Raw genomic sequence first — 23,986 nt, 5'->3', positions numbered from 1 at the left:
CATTAGGTGATCTTGATCGAAATTCTTGTTGCGTCAAAATCTTAAATCAGTAATATATGCCGCCGTTGCCAAGGGATATCGAATAGCCCGAAAGCCGCGCAAAAGTGGGTCGTTAGCTCAGTTGGTAGAGCAGTTGACTTTTAATCAATTGGTCGCAGGTTCGAATCCTGCACGACCCACCACTTTTGATGTTGTATTAAGTAAGTGAATCGTGAAGGGTTTGAACCTTAGCAGGTTCGAGTTGAGCGAAAGCGAAACAGCGTTGCTTTAGCAACGACCCGAAGGGTGAGGCCAAAGGCCGAATCATCCTGCACGACCCACCACTTTTGAAGTTGTAGTAGTACGACGTTGGGTGATTAGCTCAGTTGGTAGAGCACCTCCTTTACACGGAGGGGGTCGGCGGTTCGAGCCCGTCATCACCCACCATCGGGTCGTTAGCTCAGTTGGTAGAGCAGTTGACTTTTAATCAATTGGTCGCAGGTTCGAATCCTGCACGACCCACCACTTTAAAATGGTATTGAGTAAGCGAAGGGTGAGGTCAAAGGCCGAATTATCCTGCGCAATCAAACAATACTACAAAATTCAGGCAACACCCGTATGGGTCGTTAGCTCAGTTGGTAGAGCAGTTGACTTTTAATCAATTGGTCGCAGGTTCGAATCCTGCACGACCCACCAATTTAGATACTGGTGGTAAGAAGCCTGAATGAACATTGCAAGTCCCGAAAGGGGTCGTTAGCTCAGTTGGTAGAGCAGTTGACTTTTAATCAATTGGTCGCAGGTTCGAATCCTGCACGACCCACCACTTTTGATGTTGTATTAAGTAAGTGAATCGTGAAGGGTTTGAACCTTAGCAGGTTCGAGTTGAGCGAAAGCGAAACAGCGTTGCTTTAGCAACGACCTGAAGGGTGAGGCCAAAGGCCGAATCATCCTGCACGACCCACCACCTTTGATGTTGTATTGAGTTTGTACGACACACCAGTGTAAAAAGGCGCCCTAAAGGCGCCTTTTTGCTATTTGTAGTTTGCGCATAACGAAATGTTCAATCATCCTGTCTGCTTCACCAAATTCCTCACGACAATCCTGCCGTAATTCGCTATCTTGTTTAGCATACAAAACAACCTTGGCCATTTCTGGTTGGTCTCCACCAGAATAGTGCTAATTTGGTTAAGCCAGTCAAACGAGAAAGCACTATGAGCATAATGTTCGATCCAGAAACGGCTATTTATCCTTTCCCTCCGAAACCACAACCTCTGAGTTCGGATGAAAAGCAATTTTACCGCGAAAAAATCAAGCGCCTGCTCAAAGAGCGCAACGCAGTGATGGTGGCTCATTACTACACTGACCCTGAGATTCAGGCCCTGGCTGAAGAAACGGGCGGTTGTATTTCCGATTCCCTTGAGATGGCACGTTTTGGGGCGAATCATCCGGCAACCACGCTACTGGTTGCCGGGGTGCGCTTTATGGGCGAAACCTCGAAAATCCTCAGCCCGGAAAAAACAGTCCTGATGCCAACGCTCAATGCAGAGTGTTCTCTGGATCTCGGCTGCCCAATCGAAGAGTTCAATGCCTTTTGCGATCAACATCCTGATCGCACCGTGGTGGTCTATGCTAATACTTCCGCTGCGGTGAAAGCGCGCGCGGATTGGGTTGTGACCTCAAGCATTGCTGTTGAATTAATTGAACATCTCGACAGCCTCGGCGAGAAAATTATTTGGGCGCCGGATCGCCACCTTGGAAGCTATGTTCAAAAGCAGACCGGAGCGGATGTGCTGTGCTGGCAGGGTGCTTGCATCGTGCATGACGAGTTTAAAACCCAGGCATTAACGCGCATGAAAGCGCTGTATCCAGATGCTGCGGTTCTTGTTCATCCAGAATCCCCGCAGGCGGTGGTAGATTTGGCCGATGCAGTGGGCTCGACCAGCCAGCTTATCGCGGCGGCCCAAACGTTGCCGCACAAGAAGCTTATCGTGGCGACTGACCGCGGTATTTTTTACAAAATGCAGCAGGCATGCCCGGATAAAGAGTTGTTTGAAGCACCGACCGCAGGCGAAGGAGCAACGTGTCGTACTTGTGCTCATTGCCCGTGGATGGCAATGAACGGCCTCAAAGCTATCGCAGAGGGACTGGAGCAGGGCGGAGCGGCGCACGAGATTCATGTTGATGCTGCACTGCGTGAGGGCGCGCTGGTGCCATTAAATCGAATGTTAGATTTTGCCGCGGAATTGCGACGCAACATTAAAGGTAACGCGTAAGGATTCTACCTTCAGGAGCGAATATGGATTTTTTCAGTACGCAGAATATTTTGGTTCACATCCCCATCGGAACAGGCGGGTATGATTTATCGTGGATTGAAGCGATCGGAACCGTGGCGGGCTTACTGTGCATCTGGTTGGCAAGTCTTGAGAAAATTAGCAATTATGCTTTCGGTTTAATTAACGTCACGCTATTTGCAGTTATTTTCTTTCAAATCCAACTGTATGCGAGCCTGCTGTTACAGTTGTTCTTTTTTGCGGCTAATATTTATGGCTGGTATGCCTGGTCGAGACAGACGAACGACAATCAGGCTGCCCTCCATATTCGCTGGTTACCGTTGCCTAAAGCGCTTGCGTGGATAGCGGTGTGCGTCGGCGCTATTGGGTTGATGACCGTGTTTATCGATCCGGTGTTTGCATTCCTGACCCACACGGCGGTTTCTGTGATGCAGGCGCTGGGCCTGAATGTCACCATGCCTGAACTCCAGCCTGACGCCTTCCCGTTCTGGGATTCCTGCATGATGGTACTGTCGATTGTCGCGATGATTCTCATGACCCGTAAGTATGTCGAAAACTGGATACTGTGGGTGATCATCAACGTAATTAGCGTCGTTATCTTTGCTTTGCAGGGCGTTTACGCCATGTCCCTGGAATATTTGATCCTGACATTTATTGCGCTCAACGGCAGTCGCATGTGGATCAACAGCGCGCGCGAACGTGGCTCACGCGCATTTTCCTGATCAGTGATGATGGTGAGCATGACCGTGGTGGTCATGCTCATTTAAATCACAATCCTGGCCGTGGCAAAGCTGATACTCCATTTGCACCGTGGCGTGCTCAATCTGATATTCATCTTTCAGGAAATGGTGAATGCGTTCCAGCAAAGCGTCATGGTCGTGCGGTGGAACCACCTGAACATGCAGCGTCATAAGCGGTTTCTCACCTACTAACCAGATATGCACATGATGGACATTACGCACTTCCGGAATAGTTCTGGCTAATTTGCGTTTCAGGACGGGAATATCAATGGCATGCGGTGCACCTTCGAGAAGTTCGTTGACGCTTTCTTTAAGCAAACTCCATGCGCTACGCAGAACTAAACACGACACCAGCACCGAAAGAATCGGGTCAATGGGCGTCCATCCGGTCCACAAAATAATCAATGCGGCAGCTATAGCTCCCACCGAACCTAATAGATCCCCCAGAACATGCAGGGCAGCGGCGCGAACGTTAATATTCTTTTCTTCATTTCCTCGATGCAAAATCCAGAACGAAAACAGATTTGCCAGTAATCCGGCAAAGGCAATAACCAGCATCGTCCAACCGGCGATAGGCTGCGGATGATAAAAACGGATTACCGCTTCCCAGACAATCAGAACCGTAATCACCACCAAAGCAATCGCATTAACAAACGCTGCGAGCGTGGTCAGCCTCAGCCAACCGAAAGTATGACGAGCATTGGGAGGGCGTCGAGCGAACTGTACCGCCAATAATGCAACCAATAACGCCGCCGCATCCGTCAGCATATGACCGGCATCAGCAAGCAGCGCAAGCGACCCGGAAATTAACCCGCCGACGACCTCTGCAACCATAAAAAGGGCGGTGACGGTAAATGCCCAGAACAGGCGTCTGGAGTTGGAATTACCCGAGGAGTGTTGATGTGAATGCGCCATGGTTTCTCTATATCCGGAAACAATAATGCGCTAATTATAACCACTACACTGATTAACTCATTGAATAAAACTCATAAAAAAAGGAGAGCCGGGGCTCTCCTGATTTCACGGATTTAAATTACTGCGTGGTGCCGTCTACTTTCGTGTTCACGTCATCCCCGCTGCCGGTTCCAACCTTCTCATTGGTATCCGGGCATTTACCGTCTTTACACATCGAATTTTTATGGATTTCATCTTTGCTCATTCCATCGGTGGTCATACCGCTGGAACTGGTTGAGCCATTAGGATGAAGCATTGTGCCGCCATTGTTGATATTGCTGTTATCAACGCCTTTAGGCGCGATGTTCTGATTCGCATCAGGTGCCACCTGGCCTGCCTCGGCGCTAGCATTTGCCTGGCCGTTATTACTGCCGCTGGTTTCAGCAGCCATTGCCATGCCGCTTGCGACTGAAAGGGTTGCTGTTAAGAAAAGTGCAGTGAGTTTATTCATCTTAATGCTCCTGTTCTGGTTGTTATTGCTGGATAACTTCTTCCAACAGGCACTGGATTTATTCTGAGCTTTTGACTTTTATCCGATAAACATGTCACTAATAAAAGCCTTATCAGAATACAATTTTGCTAAAAGAGAACTTTTTAGTGTTAACAATTAAAAATTGTAGCGGTAAACCGGCGTTTTACCATTTTTTGACGCTTTTTAGGTCGTTTCCAGGAATATTCCGTCTGAAGTGTAAAAGCCCGTTTACACTTCCGGCTTGAAGCGATAGATTGAAGGGATTGCAACTAAGCTAAAACTCAAGGCCATCCCCGGAAATCTCATGAATTATCAGAACGACGACTTACGCATCAAAGAAATCAACGAACTTTTGCCTCCAGTAGCGCTGCTCGAAAAATTCCCCGCCACTGAAAAAGCGGCTGCGACGGTATCCGGCGCTCGCAAAGCGATCCATAAAATTCTTAAAGGAAATGACGATCGCCTGCTTGTTGTTATCGGCCCATGCTCGATTCACGATGTTAAAGCGGCGAAAGAGTACGGCGCGCGCCTGCTGACACTGCGTGAAGAACTGCAGGGCGAGCTGGAAATCGTTATGCGTGTTTACTTCGAAAAACCACGCACCACGGTTGGCTGGAAAGGGCTGATTAACGATCCGCACATGGACAGCAGCTACCAAATTAACGATGGTCTGCGTATCGCTCGCAAACTGCTGCTAGACATCAACGACTCAGGCCTGCCAGCCGCGGGTGAGTTTTTAGATATGATCACCCCGCAGTACCTGGCGGATCTGATGAGCTGGGGTGCCATTGGCGCACGTACTACAGAATCTCAGGTTCACCGCGAACTGGCATCTGGTCTGTCATGCCCGGTTGGCTTTAAAAATGGTACCGACGGCACCATGAAAGTAGCCATCGACGCCATCAATGCGGCGGGTGCGCCACACTGCTTCCTGTCTGTCACCAAATGGGGCCATTCAGCCATCGTTAATACCAGCGGAAACGGCGACTGCCATATCATTCTGCGTGGCGGTAAAGAGCCAAACTACAGTGCGGCGCACGTTGCTCAGGTTAAGGCTGATTTGCAGAAAGCGGGCTTGCCTGCTCAGGTGATGATTGATTTCAGCCACGCCAACAGTAGCAAACAATTTAAGAAGCAGATGGAAGTGGCTACGGACGTTTGCCAACAGATTGCAGGCGGTGATAGCGCGATCACAGGCGTCATGATTGAAAGCCATCTGGTTGAAGGCAATCAGAACCTCGAGAGCGGCGAGCCATTGGTGTACGGCAAGAGTGTGACTGATGCGTGCATTGGCTGGGAAGATACTGAAACTGTTCTGCGCCAACTGGCAGCGGCTGTGAAAACCCGTCGCGGATAACTCTTTCGCGGCAGTATAAGAAAGGCGTGGATCTCACCACGCCTTGTTCACATCTAACGAATTACTTCGCTTTACCTTGATTTGCTACCGCTGCGGCTTTTGCTGCGATTTCATCAGCATTACCCAGATAGTAGCGTTTCAGCGGTTTGAAGTTCTCGTCGAACTCATACACCAACGGCACGCCAGTTGGGATATTCAGCTCAAGAATTTCATCTTCGCTCAGGTTGTCCAGGAATTTAACCAGCGCACGCAGGGAGTTACCGTGAGCGGCAACAATCACGCGCTCGCCGCTTTTCATGCGTGGAAGAATGGTTTCATTCCAGTAAGGAATAACGCGATCGATAGTCAGCGCCAGGCTTTCGGTTACCGGCAGCTCTTTATCGCTCAGGCTTGCATAACGTGGATCATGGCCCGGGAAACGTTCGTCATCACGCGTCAGTTCTGGAGGCGTGATCGCAAAGCCGCGACGCCATTGTTTAACTTGCTCGTCACCATATTTTTCTGCGGTTTCAGCTTTGTTCAGCCCTTGCAGTGCGCCGTAGTGACGTTCATTCAGCTTCCAGGACTTCTCAACTGGCAGCCAGGCCTGATCCAGTTCATCGAGGATGTTCCACAGAGTGTGGATGGCACGTTTCAGCACAGAAGTATAAGCAAAGTCGAAGGAGTAGCCTTCATCTTTCAACAACTTACCTGCTGCTTTCGCTTCAGTTTTACCTTTCTCAGACAGATCAACGTCATACCAACCGGTGAAGCGGTTTTCGTTGTTCCACTGGCTTTCACCGTGACGAACCAGAACCAGCTTAGTAACAGCCATAGTTTACTCCTTAATAAGCCTGCGATTAATGATAACGATTATCATTATATTGCCGCAAAGGGGCCAGCGGCAATGCTAAACGTTTAACATAGCGAAAAAGAGTGTGGAGTGTAAGGTGGATGTGAACGGTTGTTATATTTTTGCTGTTAAATGGCGGGAAATCCAGCGAATCGAATAAGATTCGCCCTCCCGAAAGAGGGCGCTAACCTTACAGCGGAATAAATTCATACTCCGTAACGCTCAAATACTCATCACCTGGCTGTAGCCAACAGTCGGGCTGCGGCCATTCCGGGTGATTGGGGCTGTCGGGCAAAAATTCACTTTCAAGCGCCAGACCTTGATAAGCATTATAAGTGCCTTGCTCTCGGGCTGCTGTTCCGTCCAGATAGTTGCCGCTATAAAACTGCAACGCCGGTGCGGTGGTATAAACCGTCATTTGCAGTTTATTGTCGCTCGACCAGACATGTGCCGCAGGTTGGCTGGCATCGCCCTGCACCTGCAGCAAGAAAGCGTGGTCATAGCCTTTCACCAATACCTGATCGTTATCTTTCAGGAAATCCTCAGCGATAGTTTTTGGCGTGCGGAAATCAAACCCGGTATTTGTCACATCGGCAAGACCGGCCTGCGGTATACCGTTGCTGTCCACCGGCAAATAACTATCGGCCAGCAGTTGCAGTTTGTGCTGGCGAATATCGTTTTGTTTACCGTCGAGATTGAAATAAGCATGATTAGTCAGATTCACCGGGCACGGTTTGCTGGTTTTGGCGCGGAATTCGACGGTGATGCAGTTATCGTCATTTAGCGCATAACGCGCGGTGGCGCGCAGCTCGCCAGGGAAACCCTGATCGCCATCCTGAGAGTCCAGCGTGTACAACACTTCGTGTTCATTCTGACGCACAATACGCCAGCGGCGTTTATCGAACCCATCCGGGCCGCCGTGCAATTGATGCGCCCCCTGATTGGCGGTGACATTCACGGTGATGCCATCGCGCGTAAACTGGCTGTTGGCAATCCTGTTGGCATAGCGTCCAACCGTTGCCCCCAGATATGCCGACTGATTCAAATAATCTTCCGGCGTTTCGCAGCCGAGCAGCGTTTCGCGCACGGTTCCGTCTTTCATCGGCACGCGGCACGACAGCAGCGTTGCGCCCCAGTCCATCATTGTCACTACCAACCCCGCGCTGTTACGCAGGGTAGAGATGCGGAACGGTTGCCCGTCCGGAGCGAGTTGAGGTGTTTCTTTTAGCATTGACCCGCGCCCTCCGATGCTTTGCACACATAGAACGTTTCTTTGATGCCGGTTTTCGCTTCGTACTGCTCTTCAACCGCTTGCTTCACTGCCGGAACCAGCGCTTCAGGAATCAGCGCGACGATGCAACCGCCAAAGCCGCCGCCGGTCATACGTACGCCGCCTTTATCGCCTATAGTCGCTTTAACGATATCAACCAGGGTGTCGATTTGCGGCACGGTGATTTCGAAATCGTCACGCATGGACGCGTGAGATTCAGCCATCAATTCGCCCATACGCTGCAGGTCGCCTTTTGCCAGCGCATCAGCGGCTTCAACGGTGCGGATGTTTTCAGTTAAAACGTGACGAACACGTTTGGCGACAATCGGATCAAGTTCATGCGCCACCGCATTAAATTTCGACAGTTCAACGTCACGCAGCGCTTTTTGGGAGAAGAAACGCGCGCCGGTTTCACATTGCTGGCGACGGGTATTATATTCGCTCCCCACCAGCGTACGTTTGAAGTTACTGTTGATAATGACAACGGCCACGCCTTTTGGCATCGAAACCGCTTTAGTTCCGAGCGAACGGCAATCAATCAGCAAAGCGTGATCTTTTTTACCTAACGCTGAAATCAACTGATCCATGATCCCGCAGTTACAGCCAACAAACTGGTTCTCTGCTTCCTGGCCGTTCAGGGCGATTTGCGAACCATCAAGCGACAGGTGATAAAGTTTCTGGAACACGGTACCTACTGCGACTTCCAGCGAGGCCGATGAACTCAGACCCGCACCTTGTGGCACGTTACCGCTAATCACTAAATCTGCGCCGCCAAAGTTTTTATCACGTTTTTGCAGATGCTTAACCACGCCGCGAACATAGTTCGACCATTGCTGCGTATCGTGGCTCAGGATGGGTTTATCCAGCGAAAATTCATCCACTTGATTGTCGTAATCCGCCGCAATCACGCGCACCATGCGGTCATCACGCTTTGCGCAGCTAATGACTGTCTGGTAGTCGATAGCACACGGCAGTACAAAACCGTCATTGTAATCCGTATGTTCACCAATCAGGTTCACGCGGCCCGGAGCTTGAATGGTATGCGTCGCTGGGTAGCCAAACTGTTCGGCAAAAATGTGTTGGGTTTTATCTTTCAGACTCATTTTTAAACTCCTGCCTCGTGAAAATGGATATCGGATACGGCACGCAAGCGTTCTGCGGCTTGCTCTGCGGTTAAATCACGTTGGGTTTCGGCCAGCATTTCATAGCCGACCATAAATTTACGCACCGTGGCACTGCGCAGCAGCGGGGGATAGAAGTGGGCGTGTAATTGCCAGTGGCTGTTTTCCTCGCCGTTAAACGGTGCGCCGTGCCAACCCATTGAGTATGGGAATGAGCACTGGAAAAGGTTGTCATAGCGGCTGGTCAGTTTTTTCAGTGCCAGCGCCAAATCACGGCTTTGCTCGGCGCTCAAATCGGTAATACGCAGGATGTGCGTTTTTGGCAGCAATAGCGTTTCGAACGGCCACGCCGCCCAGTAAGGCACGACGGCAATCCAGTGTTCGGTTTCGACCACCGTACGGCTGCCATCTTTTAATTCGCGCTGGGCGTAATCCACCAGCATCGGCGAACCGTTTTCAGCAAAGTATTCACGCTGAAGTACATCTTCTCGTGCCACTTCGTTTGGCAGGAAGCTGTTGGCCCAAACCTGGCCGTGCGGATGCGGGTTGGAGCAGCCCATTGCCGCACCTTTATTCTCAAATACCTGCACCCACGGATAGGTTTGCCCTAAATCTGCGGTCTGCTCTTGCCAGGTTTTGACCACTTCTTCCAGCGCCGGAACGGAAAGCTGCGGCAGCGTTTTACTGTGATCGGGTGAAAAACAGATAACCCGGCTGGTGCCGCGCGCGCTTTCGCAACGCATTAAAGGATCGCCGCTTGCTGGCGCGTCCGGGGTGTTCGTCATCAATGCAGCAAAATCATTCGTAAAAACAAATGTGCCGGTGTATTGCGGATTTTTATCGCCGGTTACACGTGTATTGCCAGGACACAAGAAACAATCCGGATCGTGAACCGGTAATGTTTCTTTTGACGGCGTCTCCTGAGCCCCTTGCCATGGGCGCTTGGCGCGATGCGGGGACACCAGAATCCATTGTCCGGTCAGTGGGTTATAACGGCGATGTGGATGATCCACCGGGTTAAACTGCTCCATCACATTTCCTTAATCTGGATAACCTTGAGGGTGGCGGGACTGCCAGCGCCAGGTATCATCTGCCATTTCTTGCAGAGTCCGGCTGACACGCCAGTTAAGTTCCTGGTCAGCTTTGGTGGCGTCAGCCCAATAAGCGGGGAGATCGCCATCACGACGCGGGGCGAAGTGGTAATTCACCGGCTTACCGCACGCGGTGCTGAAGGCGTTGATCACGTCCAGTACGCTGCTGCCGATGCCTGCGCCGAGGTTGTAGATGTGCACGCCAGGTTTGCCTTGCAGCGTTTGCATTGCTGCTACGTGGCCATCGGCGAGATCCATTACATGGATATAGTCGCGTACGCCGGTGCCGTCTTCGGTTGGGTAATCATTGCCAAAAACAGCCAGTGAATCGCGACGCCCTACGGCAACCTGCGCGATGTACGGCATCAGGTTGTTAGGAATACCTTGCGGGTCTTCACCCATATCGCCTGACGGATGTGCGCCGACCGGGTTGAAGTAACGCAGCAGCGCCACGCTCCAGTTCGGCTGGGCCTTTTGCAGGTCAGCCAGAATCTGTTCCACCATCAGCTTACTGCGCCCGTAGGGGCTTGCAGGCGTTCCGGTTGGGAAGCTTTCAACGTAAGGGATTTGCGGCTGGTCGCCATAAACGGTGGCAGAAGAGCTAAAGATGAAGTTGGTGACATTGGCGGCGCGCATGGCGGAAATCAGGCGCAATGTGCCAGTAACATTGTTGTCGTAATATTCCAGCGGTTTGCTGACGGACTCGCCCACGGCTTTGAGGCCTGCGAAGTGAATCACGGCGTCAATCTGGTGATCGTGGAAGATCTCGGCCAAAAGCGCTTCATCACGGATATCGCCGTCAATGAACAGAGGATGTTTACCGCCAAGACGTTCAATAACTGGCAGCACGCTACGTTTGCTGTTGCACAGATTATCTAGAATCACAACGTCGTGGCCATTTTGCAGCAGTTGTACGCAGGTATGACTGCCAATGTAACCGCTACCACCTGTTACCAATACTCTCATTTTTCGCTCCATTGCGCGTATGGTATGTAATAAACATAGCATAACAGAGATGCGAAAAGTGTGACATGCGCTAAATTAGTGGAATCGTTTACACTGATATTTCATAGCGAATTATTCTTGCGAAAAATGATTATAAAACAAAGGGTCGTGGCGATGATGTTGCGGGTTGTCTGAAAGTGGCAAATGCCATGAAGATCAAGGCAATGTCGGACGTCGCTCACGCTAGTCCGACGTGGAAAAAGAAGTTATAAGTCCTCAAAGTGATAACGATAAGCCTCGCCATCGGCCACAAAGGTCAGCCGTTTGGTGATGCACTCGGGCGCATCTTCGGCGTGGTGTGAAACAAACAGCAATTGGGTTTCACCTTCGCCAATCAAAATATCAATGAAGCGGCGCACCAGTTGGCGATTTAGCGGATCCAGCCCTTGCAGGGGTTCATCCAGAATCAACAGCGTAGGGTGCTTCACGAGCGCACGCGCAATCAAAGCCAGCCGCTGTTGGCCCCAGGAAAGGCTGTGGAAGGGGGCGTCGGCAATAGCATTATCCATGCCGAGCATATGTAACCATTGGCGGGCGAGCTTATGCTGGCGGTCAGAAACGGCCTGATAAATCCCAATCGAATCAAAATAACCCGACAGGACGACGTTGCGCACCGTGGTACTGACCCGGTAATCGAGATGCAAATTGCTGCTGACATATCCGATATGCTTTTTAATATCCCAGATGGTTTCCCCGCTGCCGCGACGGCGACCAAACAGCGTTAAATCGTTGCTGTAGCCTTGCGGATGATCGCCGGTGACCAGACTCAGCAATGTCGATTTACCCGCGCCGTTGGGGCCGACGATTTGCCAGTGCTCACCGGCGTTTACCGTCCAGGAGAGTTTATGCAGGATTGGCCTGTCGTTATATTCCACTACGCCATCGCGCAGAATAATACGCGGCTGATCTTCTGGCAGCGTGTAGCGTGCGCTCGGATCGTCCGCTTCGGGTAGAGCAACGCCCGCCAGTTTTTCACTGTGCGCGAGTTGGGCAATCAGCGCCTGTTCGAGGAGTTTTTGCTTTTCGCCGACTTCAATCAGCGCACAATCTGCCAGCACGCCAGCGTGTTGGACGAAATCAGGAATTTCATCGAAACGGTTAAGAACCAGTACTACGGTGTAGCCGTGTGCGTTCAGCTCGCCTAACAAGCCTGCAAGCTGCTCGCGGGATTTTACATCCAGCCCGTCAAACGGCTCATCGAGTATCAGCAAATCAGGCTTTGGCATCAGTGCCTGGCAGAGCAGGGTTTTGCGGGTTTCGCCGGTAGAAAGATATTTAAAGCGGCGGGTGAGGAGAGAAGTAATGCCGAAAAGTGCCGCCAGCTTTTGGCAACGAGCCTCATCTTTTACTTCATCCTGAATAATTTCCGCCGTGGTACGGCCGGTATCGTCTTCGTCAGGGCTTAATAAATCGGTGTTATTGCGCTCCCATTCATCTCTGACCAGCTTTTGCAGTTGTTCAAATGAGAGATGGGCAATACGTGAAAATGTGCTCTGGCGTGCGCCTTTTTGTAGTGGAAGTGTACCGGCGAGAGCGCGGGCCAGTGCTGATTTCCCGCTGCCGTTGGCTCCCACAAACGCCCAGCTTTCACCTGCGTTAATCGTTAAATCATTCAGGTTAAGCGTTCGGGTATCGCTCAGGTGAAAAATACCTTGCGAAATGTGCAACACAGACATAGTTCATCCCATTTTTTGCAGTGATTAACGCCAGATTTACGGATTGTCTGTGTTGTTGTCAATTGGTCGCGCTGTTTTAGCACAGCGTGGCGATAATCACCCGATCGGCATTAAAAAATGCTATGACTTCAGCACCTTCTACCAGTTTCTGAATTTCAACCGTGCTATTTGGCACTGTGGCGCACAATGTTTGCCCGTCCGGCAGCTTCACCAGCACTTCACTTTGTTCGGCGCCTTGCTGAATATTGCTGATAATACCGCTGAGTTGGTTATCTGCACCCCTGGCGCGCTGAGCGTCGCTGGTGACTTCCACCCACGGGGCTTTAATCAGCACCAGTACTTCTTTGCCTTCGCTTAACCCTAAACGTTCGGCGCTCTGGCGGGTAATAGCGGCTTGCAAACGGGTTGAGCCGTCGGCCAGTAAAATATCCACATGCTGCTGAACGTGTTCGCTGTCGCGATGCAGCACCGTGCCGAAAAGCTGGTTACGGGCGCTGGTTTGCAGCGAAAAACGGGAAATCGCGGCGAGCAGGCTGTCGAGCGGCAACGCGTCATCGCGCAGGACGTTGAAGGCTTTTTGCTGAATTTGCGCCAGTAATTCATAGAGCTGAATCAGACGTTCGCCGTAACGGGTAATCACCGCGCCGCCACCACCTTTGCCGCCGGTCGCCCGGTCAACTAACGTCTCATCGCTTAGCTGATTCATCTCATTGATGGCATCCCAGGCGCTCTTGTAACTGATACCTGCGAGCTTAGCTCCCTGGCTAATTGAGCCGGTATGTTGTATTTGTTTAAGTAGCGCGATACGACGTGGATCGGCGAACAGCCGCTGCTGGAGTTTCAGCGTCAGTAAAATTTCAGCTTGCATAACCTCTCCGCAATAATGAAAACGCCATTTTCCTCTATTGCGACGGGCAGGGCAAATGGCACAAAAGGAGAGTGCGTTTTTCTGTCAGGCGGTTAGAATAGCCGCTCTCACTTTTGTTGGAGGCATCCATGTTAGAGTTATTGAAAAGCTTGGTGTTTGCCGTGATCATGGTGCCAATCGTTATGGCGGTGATCCTCGGTCTTATCTATGGATTGGGTGAAGTCTTTAACGTCTTCTCAAAAGTCGGTCATCGCGACCAGCCAAAGAAAAATCATTGATTCTCTAACGCCCGCTTATGCGGGCGTTGTTTTATCCCCGTCATACTTCACGTTGTCTCATTGTTGGCCACACTCCCTCACCTGAATCACTTACTTATGTAAGCTCATCGGGACTCGCTCCCTTGCCGCCGCGATATAACTCGAATTATTTAGGGATATCGATCTTGCTTATTTTAAGAACTGCAATGCCACGGGGATCTGCGATAGCAAGTAAAGTATCAGCCCAATCGAGCCGCCCACCAGCGTGCCGTTAATGCGGATAAACTGTAAATCTTTCCCGATATTCAATTCAATTTGCTGCGACATATCCTTTGCATCCCAGCTTTTTACGGTATCGCTGATATGGCGGGTGAGGAAGGTTGCAAACTCTGGCGCCATTTTTTGTACTGCTTGTTCCAGATGCTCGTTTAGCGAGGCGCGCAGTGCGCTATCGGCGACCAGCGTTTCTCCCAACCAAAGCCCGGCTTCGGCAATGCGCTGCTTCAAACGCGAATCCTCTGAACTGATATCGGTTTTCAGCCACTGACGTAAATCACCCCATAACTCACCGAGATAGCGGTTAAACGCCTCATCCTCTTTCAAATAGCTTTTAATGCTGTCGGCCTTTTCAGCCATTTGCGGGGAGTGTTTCAGATTCTCGATAAGCTTTAACGTTGCGCGATCAAAAGCCTGGCGGATTTGGTGCCCTTGATCGTGGCTGACATCATCCAGAAACGAATTAACCGCATTAGAAACCCATTCTGCACTGTGTTCCCCTAGCCATTCTGTAGGCAATATTTTGGCTTTGCGAGGATGCTCAGTTTCCAGCCAGCGCACAATCTGTTGGGCAATAAAAGCGCGCGTGCTGTCGCGCTTAATGAACGTCAACATTTGGGCGATTACTGCGTCGAGCAACTCCTGATGACGGTTATTTTTGGTCAGGCTTTCCAGCAGCAGGGCGCTTGAGTGCGTCAGATCGACTTTATCGATAGCTTTATGAACCGCCTGGCGAATTAAGCGCTGAATTCGCGCATCGTCGGTGAGATCTAAAAAAGCGCTCATCACTTGCAACAGATGCTGACCGACCCGCTGCGCATTATCAGGTTTGCTGAACCACAGGCCAATCATGTGCGCCGGTTCGTGGCGGCGGATGAGGGCAATAAGCGATTGTGTATCCAGAAACTTCTCTTGCACGAAGATGCCGAGATTTTCCCCAATTCTGTCTTTGTTGCGCGGAATAATCGCCGTATGGCGGGCAATAAAAGGAATCGGCACGCGGCGAAACAGGGCGACTACCGCAAACCAGTCGGCGAGTGCGCCCACCATGGCGGCTTCGGCGATAGCTTTTAAACCGCTTACCCAGAAGCTCGGTGGTAAAAAGAGGGTGGTCACGAAGATTGCGGCCGCAATCAGTAATAAAGAGAGCGCAAGGCGCTTGGCGCGTTTAAGTTCAGTCATTTTCTCCATTCGGTAAGCATAGAACGCAGCGGGCTGAATCGGTAGGACAAATTTGGCAACTAAATTTTTCGCCTCTTCAACTCGTTATAAAAATCTTCCTGCCAGCGGCTTGATCGGCAGATTTATTTAGCGATACTGTATGTATATACAGTTATTCATGGAGAGGAACTTATGATGCCGTTAACTTATTTTATTTTTTGCCAATCAACGATGTATGGAGCATGACCATGGGGGCATTTCCATCACCCGCTCAGGACTATGCAGAACAGAGGATGAATCTTTCTGATTTCGTCGTTATCCATCCCACTGCTACATACTACGTTCGCTCTTCTGACAATTCGATGATTGACGGAGGCATCGGCGATAGCGACTTGTTGGTTGTCGACAGCGCCATAACGGCACAGCATGGCAGTATTGTGATTGCCGCGATTAACGGCGAATTTATCGTCAGGCAATTACAACTCAGACCTTTTATTCAGTTAATCCCGCTCAACAGCGCCTATAAATCTATTCGCCCTGGCTCCGAGGATAATCTCGATATATTCGGCGTAGTCACTTACATCATTAAATCGACGAGGTGACTATGTTTGCCTTAGTAGATGTCAATAGTTTCTATGCGAGCTGCGAAACCATCTTCAGGCCAGATCTGAAGGGGAGGCCCGTGATTGTTCTTAGCAATAACGATGGTTGTGTGGTGGCATGTAACACCGAGGCGAAGGAGTGTGGTGTAAAAATGGGAGGGCCCTATTTCAAGCAGAAAGAGCTCTTCCGGCGAGCGGGGGTTGTGGCTTTCAGCAGCAATTACGAGCTGTATGCCGACATGTCAGATCGGGTGATGAGAACACTGGAAGAGATGTCGCCATATTGTGAAATTTACAGCATTGACGAGGCGTTTTGCGATATTAGCGGTGTGCAAAATTGTCGGAATCTGGAAGAGTTTGGCCGGGAAATACGCGCCACGCTGTTGCAGCGTACGCACCTGACGGTAGGCGTGGGGATTGCGCAGACTAAGACTCTGGCAAAACTCGCCAATTTAGCCGCGAAGAAATGGCCGCACAAAACCAGGGGCGTGGTTGATTTGTCGGACATCGAAAATCAGCGAAAACTGATGGCGGCTTTACACGTTAATGAGACCTGGGGGGTGGGGCGGCGTATTGCTAAAAGGCTTGAAGAAATGGGAATTAAGACCGTATTACAACTCGCTGACGCAGACATCAGGTTTATCAGAAAGCACTTTAGCGTTGTGCTTGAGCGCACGGTTCGTGAACTGCGCGGTGAACCTTGCCTGGGCGTTGAAGAGTTTGCCCCAACGAAACAGGAAATCCTCTGCTCGCGCTCATTTGGAGAGCGGCTTACCGAATATGAACACATGCGCCAGGCTATTTGTACTTATGCGGCGCGCGCCGCAGAGAAGCTCAGAAAAGAACATCAGTATTGCCGCCATATTTCTGTTTTCGTGAAAACATCCCCTTTCACCGTCTATGAACCTTACTATGGCAATCAGGCGATGGTGAAATTACTGACCCCGACGCAGGATACGCGGGATATTATCGCCGCGGCGACGCGCTGCCTGAATACTATCTGGAGAAACGGGCACCATTATCAAAAAGCCGGGGTGATGCTCGGCGATTTCTTTAGCCAGGGCGTTGCTCAGCTCAATCTTTTTGATGAAAACCCACCAAGAATTAACAGCGAAGCGCTGATGCAAACCTTAGACAAAATCAATAAAAAGAAAGGCAAAGGAACGTTATATTTTGCAGGACAGGGGATTCAACAGCCGTGGCAAATGAAAAGGGCAATGCTATCGCCACGCTACACGACAAGATGGTCGGATTTGCTGGTGATGAAAGCTAGCAATAGCGACTGGGGTTCGCCTGCATAAAGTACAGATAATAAAAAAGCAGCCGTAAATGGCTGCTTTAAAAAGGGGTTCTGGTCGGCACGGAGAGATTTGAACTCTCGACCCTCGCCACCCCATGACGATGCGCTACCAGGCTGCGCTACGTGCCGACACCGTGCAAATAATACTACCTATTCCGCGATCGTTTGCAAGACGGTTTTTTGCTAACTGCTTCATAAATAAACAATCAGTTGGCGATGAAACGCTTCTCGTCGGTCAGGACTTGCAGGAGCAATCCTAACTGCGGTTTGGTTTCTTTAATGTTTTCGCCCAGCAGGTCGTACATCCGATAGTTGCCGTTATTATCCAGTACCAGCGTCATTGCTGGCAGAGTAATTGCCAGACTGTTGTTATCTGCACCTACCACCCAGTTATTGCGACGCGTTGCGGCAAACAGATCTTCACCCTGCGAATATTCGTTGGCCGGATTTTTAACGTGCAGCAGGCGCTGCATCAGGGTTGTCATCACATCCTGATGATCGGTCAGTTTGGAAATAGTTTGCGCAGGGGTGCCAGGCCAATGAATCACCAGCGGTACCTGAATACGTGCGCGTGACCAGGCAAAAGAATCCTGCTCTTTACCCAGCGGCACACCGTGGCCCCCGGTAATAATTACAACGGTGTTCTCAAGCTTGCCGGATGCGTTCAGCGCATCCAATACGCGCTTAATTTGTTCATCAACATTGCCTGCTGCACGAGCATAACGGCGAGTGAAGGCTTGCTGATTACTGTCTTCCGGAATGCTGGTGCCATTAAAGGCAACCCAAGAGAACCAGCGGTTGTCGTCAGAGGCGTACTGCGTCAGCCAGTTAATCCACTGCGAAGCCGTTTGCGTATCAGACTGGCTTTGTGCCGAAGGCAAAGAGAAGTCAGACAGCAGAGCCTGGCGGTACATTGATGAGTCAAAACCATCGGAGGCGAACAGCCCCAATTGATAGCCTTGCTGGTTCAATGCGGTGATTAACGCCGCAGGAATGCGGGCAGATAAAACGCCATCCATATAGGCAGGTGAGATACCGTAGAACAGCCCAAAGATGCCGTTATCGGTGCCATTACCCGCGCTCATATGCTGCGTGAAATTAATATTACCGGCGGCAAACTGGCTTAGGTTTGGTAAATCTTTCTGTGTGCGTTCAGCGTTCAGGCCATCAACCGTAATCAGCAACACATTATGACCGGTGCCCATATCGCGGAATTGCAGATCGCTCAGCGGGTACTGCACCGATACCGCTTCAGGATTCCCCTGCTCGACAAGGCGGCGCTGGTACTCTTTCGCATCCAACAGGCCATGTTTTTCAAGGAAACGACGGGCCGTCATTGGATAGGAGAGCGGCAGGTTTGCGCGCTGCATGGTAATTGGGCGGTAGAAATTCGCATCCGCCCAGATATACATAATATGGCTGCTGAAAAACGCGACGAAGAACAGCACGACGACGGGTTTTGCATAGTGTTTGCGCCTCCCGAGGCTGCGCAGTTTCTGCCAGCTCCAGGTCGCAAACAGCATTTCAATTAAGAGAATGACCGGCACGCTGATAAACATCAGTTGCCAGTCTCGCGCCATCTCGCTCTGGTCGGGGTTGATCACCAGTTCCCAGACAATCGGATTAAGGTGGAGATGGAAGCGAGTAAAGACTTCGCTGTCGATTAGCAGAAGCGTCATGCCCGCAGTGGCGAGCGCTGCCGAAACAAAGCGCATCAGGCGCTGCGACATGACGACGAACGTCAGCGGGAAGAGGATCAGCAAATAGGTGGCAAAAACCACAAAGCTGAAATGGCCGATAACACTCAGCCAGGAATAAATTCGACCCGTGAGCGTTGTCGGCCAGTCGGCGACAAACAGATAGCGGCTACCCAGCAGCGTTGCCAGCAGGATATTGAACAGGGCGAACCAATGCCCCCAGCTGACCATCTGGGAAACTTTTTCGCGGTAGCGCTGACGGTTAGTCACCATAACGTGTAACTACAATCCCTTAATGAGCTTTGTCTTCGCTCACGGAGGCTTGCAGCGCCTCAGCGAAAGAGCGAGCCAGCGAGCGACGTTGAGCAGAAGCTACGCTGGTATTAATCAGGTTGGTGACCATATTTCCCAGCACCATCAGGGAAAGATCGGTAGGCGTTTGGTGCTTTTCCAGCACATTCGCCAGTTCACTCAACAGTTCTTCGACGCGTTCGTCACTATAACGGGAAATTTGTGGCATAAATTAACAATCAATTAAATTCAGGAAAGGGCGTTATCTTACCGTAGAAGGACCTGTTTTTCTGCTTTTTTATCTTCTTCCGTCCGACTTCAGGCTGCCTGGTCTTGCCGCCCGAATTATTTAGGGAATGTTGCACAAGCCTTCATGCAATGGTTGAATACCGCCAGGATTAAAAGGAGAGTTTATCATGAGTCTGGATATCAACCAGATTGCCTTACACCAGTTGATTAAACGCGGCGAACAGACACTTGAAGTGGTGCTGCGTGATTCTCTGTTGGCAACGAACGGCGCCGTAGAAGAAATGATGGCAGAATTGCACCGCGTTTATAGTGCAAAAAATAAAGCATATGGTCTGTTCAGCGAAGAGAGTGAACTGGCAGAAGCTTTGCGCTCGCAGCGCAAAGGCGACGAGGATTTTCTGGCATTCAGCCGTGCCGCTACTGGGCGTTTACGTGATGAGCTGGCGAAATATCCTTTCGCAGATGGCGGCATCGTACTGTTTTGCCAGTATCGCTACCTGGCGGTGGAATATTTACTGGTCGCTGTGCTGAATAATTTAAGCAGCATGCGCGTCAACGAAGAGCTGGATATCAGCTCTACGCACCATCTGGATATCAACCATGCGGATATCGTAGCGCGTATCGATCTCACCGAATGGGAAACCAATCCTGAATCGACGCGCTACCTGACATTCCTTAAAGGGCGAGTAGGGCGTAAAGTTTCTGATTTCTTTATGGATTTCCTCGGTGCCAGCGAAGGTTTAAACGCCAAAGCACAAAACAAAGGTTTGTTGCAGGCGCTTGATGATTTCACTAATGAAGCGCAACTGGACAAAAACGAACGTCAGGCTGCGCGTCAGCAGGTTTACGCTTACTGCAACGAGCAGTTGCAGGCGGGGGAAGAAATTGAGCTTTCTTCACTTGCCGATGAGTTGCCGTGGGCCGTTGATGACAAAAACTTCCAGCAGTTCACCGCCGATAAAGGCTACGAGCTGGAAGAGAGTTTCCCGGCTGACCGAAGCACATTACGCCAGTTAACCAAATTTGCCGGTAGCGGCGGTGGTTTAACGATTAACTTTGATGCAATGTTGTTAGGCGAGCGTATTTACTGGGATCCGGCGACCGACACGCTGACCATTAAAGGTACGCCGCCGAATTTGCGCGACCAGTTACAGCGCCGTAGCTCAGGTAAGTAATAGTGTTGTGGTGGGGCGTGTTAGCTGAAGGCGTACTTCGGGTCAGCGTAAGCGCCACCCGGCATTGAGCAAGCTGCAAAAACAAAAAACCCGCCGAAGCGGGTTTTTTTCGAGCTAAATTCGCGATTAAGCGCGAACGAAGTCGATGTGAGTCAGTTTTGGCTTGAACGGGTGACGTTGAACAGCCTGAACTTTAGCTTTAACTTCTTTACCGTCTACAACCAGAGTCAGAACTTCTTCGTAGAAACCTTCTTTAGCTTGCAGGTTCATTACGTAGTCGTGATCCAGTTCGATAGAGATCGCAGCTTCGGAACCACCATAGATGATTGCCGGGAATTTGTTAGCTGCACGCAGGCGGCGGCTCGCACCCTTGCCCTGCTCTTTGCGTTCTACTGCATTGATAGTAAACATTAACTGTTTCTCTCTTAAATAATCCTGCTACAGGCGACCCAGCAACAGGCAAAGTTATCTGCTTTGCGGATGCAAAAGCGGGCGGGATTATAGCCATATCTGACTTGCGCTTCAATCAAAAGAACCTTTAACCGCGCAATTCATTTGCTCGGCGGAAGCGGCCTTCGTAGTCAAATACCTTTTCCCGCACGTTCCAGAAGTTGCCATTTTTACGTGCGACGACAAAATCTGGATGACGAAGCGCTGATTGTTGGGCTACGACATCGGCGGCGTTTATCCAGCGCAGCGGCACACCTGGCGCACGGCTATGGGGCCGGATAAACAACTGTTCGAAGGCCATCCGCTGGGCTGGCGTTTGTAGGCGAAACCGTTCGCTAACATCCGCGCCATCTTCATCAAAATAGGTAATCTTCAGCCAGTCGCCTTTTTCATCGCCGCCGTGCTGGAGCGTCATACCGCCGCAGCGCAGCACTAACGCATCTTTTAATTTCAGCGCTGCTTTTAACATATCGTCGGGGTCGACCAGCACATGATCGCATTGATGGCAGCGACGTGCAGCGATATCGTTTTCAGCGTTACATTGCGGGCAGTTTTTAAAGCGGAAGCGGTAATCGCACTGCTCGCGGGTGCCATCGTCATCTTCAAACCAGCCCTGGCAGCGCCGACCAAAATGTTCGATCAACGTGCCATCGCTGGTGGTTTTTCCCCAGAACGTGTTGGCGAAACCGCATGACGGGCAAAACACTTGTACCGGTACATTATCGCTTTTGCCTTTTGCCGCCCCGACTTCAGGCGTGAACAAATCATGTGGATTTCCGGCGTAATCCAGAATCAGGCAATCTTTTTTACCTGGCGCCAGGCGTAAACCGCGGCCAACAATTTGCTGATACAGGCTGACGGACTCCGTCGGGCGTAAAATCGCAATCAAGTCGACGTGAGGCGCATCGAAGCCGGTAGTGAGCACTGACACATTCACCAGGAAACGGAACTGCTGATTTTTGAACGCTTCTATTAATGTATCGCGTGCGGGGCCGGGTGTGTCTGCGGTGATTAGCGCCGCATCGTTTGCTGGCAGCAAGGCGGTAACTTCTTTCGCGTGCTCAACGGTTGCGGCAAAGATCATCACGCCTCGCCGCTCAGCGGCAAACTCGACAATCTGGCTGATGATATGCGGGGTAATTCGCTTTTGTTGTTTCAGCTCGCGGTTAAGATCTGCTTCGCTGAACAAGCCGTTAGATTGTGCCTGCAAGCGGCTGAAATCATACTGCACTACCGGCATATCCAGCCGCTCGGGCGGGGTTAAATAGCCGTGCTTGATCATGTAACGCAGTGGGAGTTCGTAAATACAATCCCGGAAGAGGGCGTTTTCGTTGCCACGTACCATTCCATGATAGTGAAAATGGTAAATCCAGCCTTTGCCAAGGCGATAAGGCGTCGCCGTGAGCCCCAGCAGGCGAAGTTTGGGATTAGCAGTGCGTAAATGGGCGAGGATTTGCTGATATTGACTGTCGTCGGCATCACCGATGCGATGGCATTCATCAACAATCAGCAACGAAAACTCGCCGTGGAACTGTTCAAGATTACGCGCAACGGACTGCACACTACCGAAAACCACTTTACCATGGCTCTCTTTGCGTTGCAGGCCAGCGGCGAAAATGTCGGCTTCAAGCCCAAGTGCACAATATTTGGCATGGTTTTGCGCGACTAATTCTTTGACGTGTGCCAGTACCAACACTCTTCCACGTGCAACGCGGGCAAGTTCAGCGATCACCAGGCTTTTTCCCGCACCCGTTGGCAGCACAATCACTGCAGGGGTGATGTGTTTGCGGAAGTAGTGCAGGGTCGCGTCCACTGCTTCTTGTTGGTAGGGGCGTAATGTAAAAGACATTGGCACTCAGATTCGGGGAATAACGCGTTCAATTATGCCATGAAACAGGGTTTTAGCTTGAGAGACTTTTCTATCCAGCTATACTGGCAAACTAATTAACAGGCAAATGATTTACCCGTCATACTTCGAGCTGCAGGGGTGTTGGCTGCACTCACAAACTCCAGTCACTTACTTTAGTAAGCTCCTGGAGATTTGCTCCCTTGCCGCCTATCTGCAACTCGAATTATTTAGGGTTTACGTTGACAAAAAAAGCGGGCTGAATGCCCCGTCAGCCGTTTCGTGCTGGCACCTCTAAGAAACAGGCAATATATTTAATGCGACTCGATAAATTTATCTCTCAGCAGCTTGGCGTGAGCCGTGCTATCGCTGGCCGTGAAATCCGCGCACAGCGCGTCACTATTGATGGCGAAGTAGTGCGTGACGCCTCTTTTAAACTTAACCCTGAACATCAAATTGAGTTTGATGGACGTTCGTTGACGCAACAAAACGGCCCTCGCTACTTTATGTTGAATAAACCGCAGGGTTACGTCTGTTCCACCGAAGATCCGGATCACCCAACAGTGCTCTATTTCCTTGACGAACCTATGGCGCATAAACTGCATGCTGCAGGTCGCCTGGATATCGACACGACCGGCCTGGTGCTGATGACCGACGACGGGCAATGGTCACATCGCATTACCTCCCCGCGCCATCATTGTGAAAAAACCTATCTGGTGACGCTTGAGAATCCGGTCTCCGATGATACGGCAGAACAATTCGCCGCCGGGGTTCAACTCCATAATGAAAAAGATCTGACGTTGCCTGCGGTCATGGAAGTGATTACGCCGCTGGAAGTGCGCCTGACCATCAGCGAAGGGCGTTACCATCAGGTAAAACGCATGTTCGCGGCCGTGGGCAACCATGTGGTTGGCTTGCACCGTGAACGTATTGGCGCCATTGCCATGGATGCGGATCTTGCGCCGGGCGAATATCGCCCATTAACCGAAGAAGAAATTGCAAGCGTAGGCATGCCACCACGTTAAT

At 50.8% G+C, this 23,986-nt stretch carries 22 protein-coding genes, 6 tRNA genes and 2 other RNA genes; 15 read left to right on the top strand and 15 right to left on the bottom strand.

Going from position 1 to position 23,986, the window contains the following annotated elements:
* Positions 1-106 precede the first annotated feature (106 nt).
* The 9 genes from AB1E22_RS03005 to pnuC all read left to right on the top strand — a co-directional run bounded on the left by AB1E22_RS03005 (position 107) and on the right by pnuC (position 2,992).
* Positions 107-182 (top strand) — tRNA-Lys (locus AB1E22_RS03005).
* A 15-nt stretch (positions 183-197) separates the two neighbouring features.
* Positions 198-323, top strand: a non-coding RNA gene (locus AB1E22_RS03000) — RtT sRNA.
* Between the two features lie 27 nt (positions 324-350).
* Positions 351-426 (top strand) — tRNA-Val (locus tag AB1E22_RS02995).
* 2 nt (positions 427-428) lie between these two features.
* Positions 429-504: transfer RNA gene (locus tag AB1E22_RS02990), tRNA-Lys, on the top strand.
* A gap of 95 nt (positions 505-599) precedes the next feature.
* Positions 600-675 (top strand) — tRNA-Lys (locus AB1E22_RS02985).
* Positions 676-726: 51 nt separating this feature from the next.
* Positions 727-802, top strand: a tRNA-Lys gene (locus AB1E22_RS02980).
* A 15-nt stretch (positions 803-817) separates the two neighbouring features.
* Positions 818-943, top strand: a non-coding RNA gene (locus AB1E22_RS02975) — RtT sRNA.
* A 247-nt stretch (positions 944-1,190) separates the two neighbouring features.
* Entirely contained in the window at positions 1,191-2,252 is a 1,062-nt protein-coding gene (nadA, locus tag AB1E22_RS02970; protein WP_367594020.1) for a quinolinate synthase NadA, read from the top strand.
* Positions 2,253-2,275: 23 nt separating this feature from the next.
* Positions 2,276-2,992, top strand: coding sequence for a nicotinamide riboside transporter PnuC (gene pnuC, locus AB1E22_RS02965; protein WP_367594019.1), 717 nt, complete (start codon positions 2,276-2,278; stop codon positions 2,990-2,992).
* Here pnuC and zitB read toward each other — a convergent pair whose 3' ends face one another.
* Positions 2,993-3,925, bottom strand: coding sequence for a CDF family zinc transporter ZitB (zitB, locus tag AB1E22_RS02960; protein WP_367594018.1), 933 nt, complete (start codon positions 3,923-3,925; stop codon positions 2,993-2,995).
* Positions 3,926-4,043: 118 nt separating this feature from the next.
* Positions 4,044-4,421: a YbgS-like family protein gene (locus AB1E22_RS02955; RefSeq protein WP_367597310.1), complete on the bottom strand. Its 378-nt coding sequence runs from the start codon at positions 4,419-4,421 to the stop codon at positions 4,044-4,046.
* A 319-nt stretch (positions 4,422-4,740) separates the two neighbouring features.
* Between AB1E22_RS02955 and aroG the strand changes: the two genes are divergently transcribed.
* Complete coding sequence (gene aroG / locus AB1E22_RS02950) at positions 4,741-5,793, top strand: 3-deoxy-7-phosphoheptulonate synthase AroG (RefSeq protein ID WP_367594017.1); 1,053 nt, start codon at positions 4,741-4,743, stop codon at positions 5,791-5,793.
* A gap of 61 nt (positions 5,794-5,854) precedes the next feature.
* On the opposite strand, the gene gpmA is transcribed toward aroG, so the two are convergent.
* The 7 genes from gpmA to modE all read right to left on the bottom strand — a co-directional run bounded on the left by gpmA (position 5,855) and on the right by modE (position 13,656).
* Positions 5,855-6,607 (bottom strand): 2,3-diphosphoglycerate-dependent phosphoglycerate mutase, encoded by a 753-nt coding sequence (gpmA, locus tag AB1E22_RS02945; protein ID WP_064512586.1) that lies wholly within the window; start codon positions 6,605-6,607, stop codon positions 5,855-5,857.
* Positions 6,608-6,815: 208 nt separating this feature from the next.
* Positions 6,816-7,856 carry a galactose-1-epimerase gene (galM, locus tag AB1E22_RS02940; protein ID WP_367594016.1) on the bottom strand — a complete coding sequence of 347 codons (1,041 nt, stop codon included), beginning with the start codon at positions 7,854-7,856 and terminating at the stop codon, positions 6,816-6,818.
* A complete protein-coding gene (gene galK, locus AB1E22_RS02935) occupies positions 7,850-8,998 on the bottom strand; it encodes a galactokinase (protein ID WP_367594015.1) in 1,149 nt (382 codons plus the stop codon). Before galK ends, galM begins: the two co-directional genes overlap by 7 nt.
* 2 nt (positions 8,999-9,000) lie before the next feature.
* Complete coding sequence (gene galT / locus AB1E22_RS02930) at positions 9,001-10,047, bottom strand: galactose-1-phosphate uridylyltransferase (RefSeq protein WP_367594014.1); 1,047 nt, start codon at positions 10,045-10,047, stop codon at positions 9,001-9,003.
* Between the two features lie 9 nt (positions 10,048-10,056).
* A complete protein-coding gene (galE, locus tag AB1E22_RS02925; protein ID WP_183269972.1) occupies positions 10,057-11,073 on the bottom strand; it encodes a UDP-glucose 4-epimerase GalE in 1,017 nt (338 codons plus the stop codon).
* A 245-nt stretch (positions 11,074-11,318) separates the two neighbouring features.
* A complete protein-coding gene (gene modF, locus AB1E22_RS02920) occupies positions 11,319-12,788 on the bottom strand; it encodes a molybdate ABC transporter ATP-binding protein ModF (protein ID WP_367594013.1) in 1,470 nt (489 codons plus the stop codon).
* A gap of 76 nt (positions 12,789-12,864) precedes the next feature.
* Positions 12,865-13,656, bottom strand: a complete 792-nt coding sequence (modE, locus tag AB1E22_RS02915; protein ID WP_367594012.1) for a molybdenum-dependent transcriptional regulator — start codon at positions 13,654-13,656, stop codon at positions 12,865-12,867.
* Positions 13,657-13,784: 128 nt separating this feature from the next.
* Between modE and AB1E22_RS02910 the strand changes: the two genes are divergently transcribed.
* Positions 13,785-13,934 (top strand): AcrZ family multidrug efflux pump-associated protein, encoded by a 150-nt coding sequence (locus AB1E22_RS02910; protein ID WP_367594011.1) that lies wholly within the window; start codon positions 13,785-13,787, stop codon positions 13,932-13,934.
* Between the two features lie 168 nt (positions 13,935-14,102).
* On the opposite strand, the gene AB1E22_RS02905 is transcribed toward AB1E22_RS02910, so the two are convergent.
* The gene (locus AB1E22_RS02905) at positions 14,103-15,380 is read right to left on the bottom strand and encodes a DUF445 domain-containing protein (RefSeq protein ID WP_367594010.1); all 1,278 of its coding nucleotides are present in this window, start codon (positions 15,378-15,380) and stop codon (positions 14,103-14,105) included.
* 212 nt (positions 15,381-15,592) lie between these two features.
* Between AB1E22_RS02905 and umuD the strand changes: the two genes are divergently transcribed.
* Both umuD and AB1E22_RS02895 read left to right on the top strand, forming a co-directional pair.
* Complete coding sequence (gene umuD / locus AB1E22_RS02900; RefSeq protein ID WP_437178365.1) at positions 15,593-15,952, top strand: translesion error-prone DNA polymerase V autoproteolytic subunit; 360 nt, start codon at positions 15,593-15,595, stop codon at positions 15,950-15,952.
* A 2-nt stretch (positions 15,953-15,954) separates the two neighbouring features.
* Positions 15,955-17,253, top strand: a complete 1,299-nt coding sequence (locus AB1E22_RS02895; RefSeq protein WP_367594009.1) for a Y-family DNA polymerase — start codon at positions 15,955-15,957, stop codon at positions 17,251-17,253.
* 51 nt (positions 17,254-17,304) lie between these two features.
* Here AB1E22_RS02895 and AB1E22_RS02890 read toward each other — a convergent pair.
* From AB1E22_RS02890 to AB1E22_RS02880, 3 genes are all read right to left on the bottom strand, one after another.
* Positions 17,305-17,381, bottom strand: a tRNA-Pro gene (locus AB1E22_RS02890).
* A 77-nt stretch (positions 17,382-17,458) separates the two neighbouring features.
* Positions 17,459-19,222: an LPS biosynthesis-modulating metalloenzyme YejM gene (gene yejM / locus AB1E22_RS02885; RefSeq protein ID WP_367594008.1), complete on the bottom strand. Its 1,764-nt coding sequence runs from the start codon at positions 19,220-19,222 to the stop codon at positions 17,459-17,461.
* A 19-nt stretch (positions 19,223-19,241) separates the two neighbouring features.
* Entirely contained in the window at positions 19,242-19,469 is a 228-nt protein-coding gene (locus AB1E22_RS02880; protein WP_154154966.1) for a YejL family protein, read from the bottom strand.
* 187 nt (positions 19,470-19,656) lie between these two features.
* On the opposite strand from AB1E22_RS02880, the gene yejK reads away from it, so the two are divergent.
* The gene (gene yejK, locus AB1E22_RS02875; protein ID WP_367594007.1) at positions 19,657-20,664 is read left to right on the top strand and encodes a nucleoid-associated protein YejK; all 1,008 of its coding nucleotides are present in this window, start codon (positions 19,657-19,659) and stop codon (positions 20,662-20,664) included.
* A gap of 126 nt (positions 20,665-20,790) precedes the next feature.
* On the opposite strand, the gene rplY is transcribed toward yejK, so the two are convergent.
* Together rplY and AB1E22_RS02865 are read right to left on the bottom strand one after the other, a co-directional pair.
* The gene (gene rplY, locus AB1E22_RS02870; protein ID WP_367594006.1) at positions 20,791-21,075 is read right to left on the bottom strand and encodes a 50S ribosomal protein L25; all 285 of its coding nucleotides are present in this window, start codon (positions 21,073-21,075) and stop codon (positions 20,791-20,793) included.
* Between the two features lie 127 nt (positions 21,076-21,202).
* A complete protein-coding gene (locus AB1E22_RS02865; RefSeq protein WP_367594005.1) occupies positions 21,203-22,963 on the bottom strand; it encodes a DEAD/DEAH box helicase in 1,761 nt (586 codons plus the stop codon).
* Between the two features lie 314 nt (positions 22,964-23,277).
* On the opposite strand from AB1E22_RS02865, the gene rsuA reads away from it, so the two are divergent.
* Complete coding sequence (rsuA, locus tag AB1E22_RS02860; RefSeq protein ID WP_367594004.1) at positions 23,278-23,985, top strand: 16S rRNA pseudouridine(516) synthase RsuA; 708 nt, start codon at positions 23,278-23,280, stop codon at positions 23,983-23,985.
* Position 23,986 lies beyond the last annotated feature (1 nt).

Origin of the sequence: Buttiauxella gaviniae, from assembly GCF_040786275.1 — a bacterium.
In the GTDB taxonomy this organism is placed as follows: Bacteria; Pseudomonadota; Gammaproteobacteria; order Enterobacterales; family Enterobacteriaceae; genus Buttiauxella; species Buttiauxella gaviniae_A.
The sequence above is the reverse complement of the archived record's forward strand: the minus strand, read 5'-3'. Positions and strand labels throughout refer to the sequence as shown.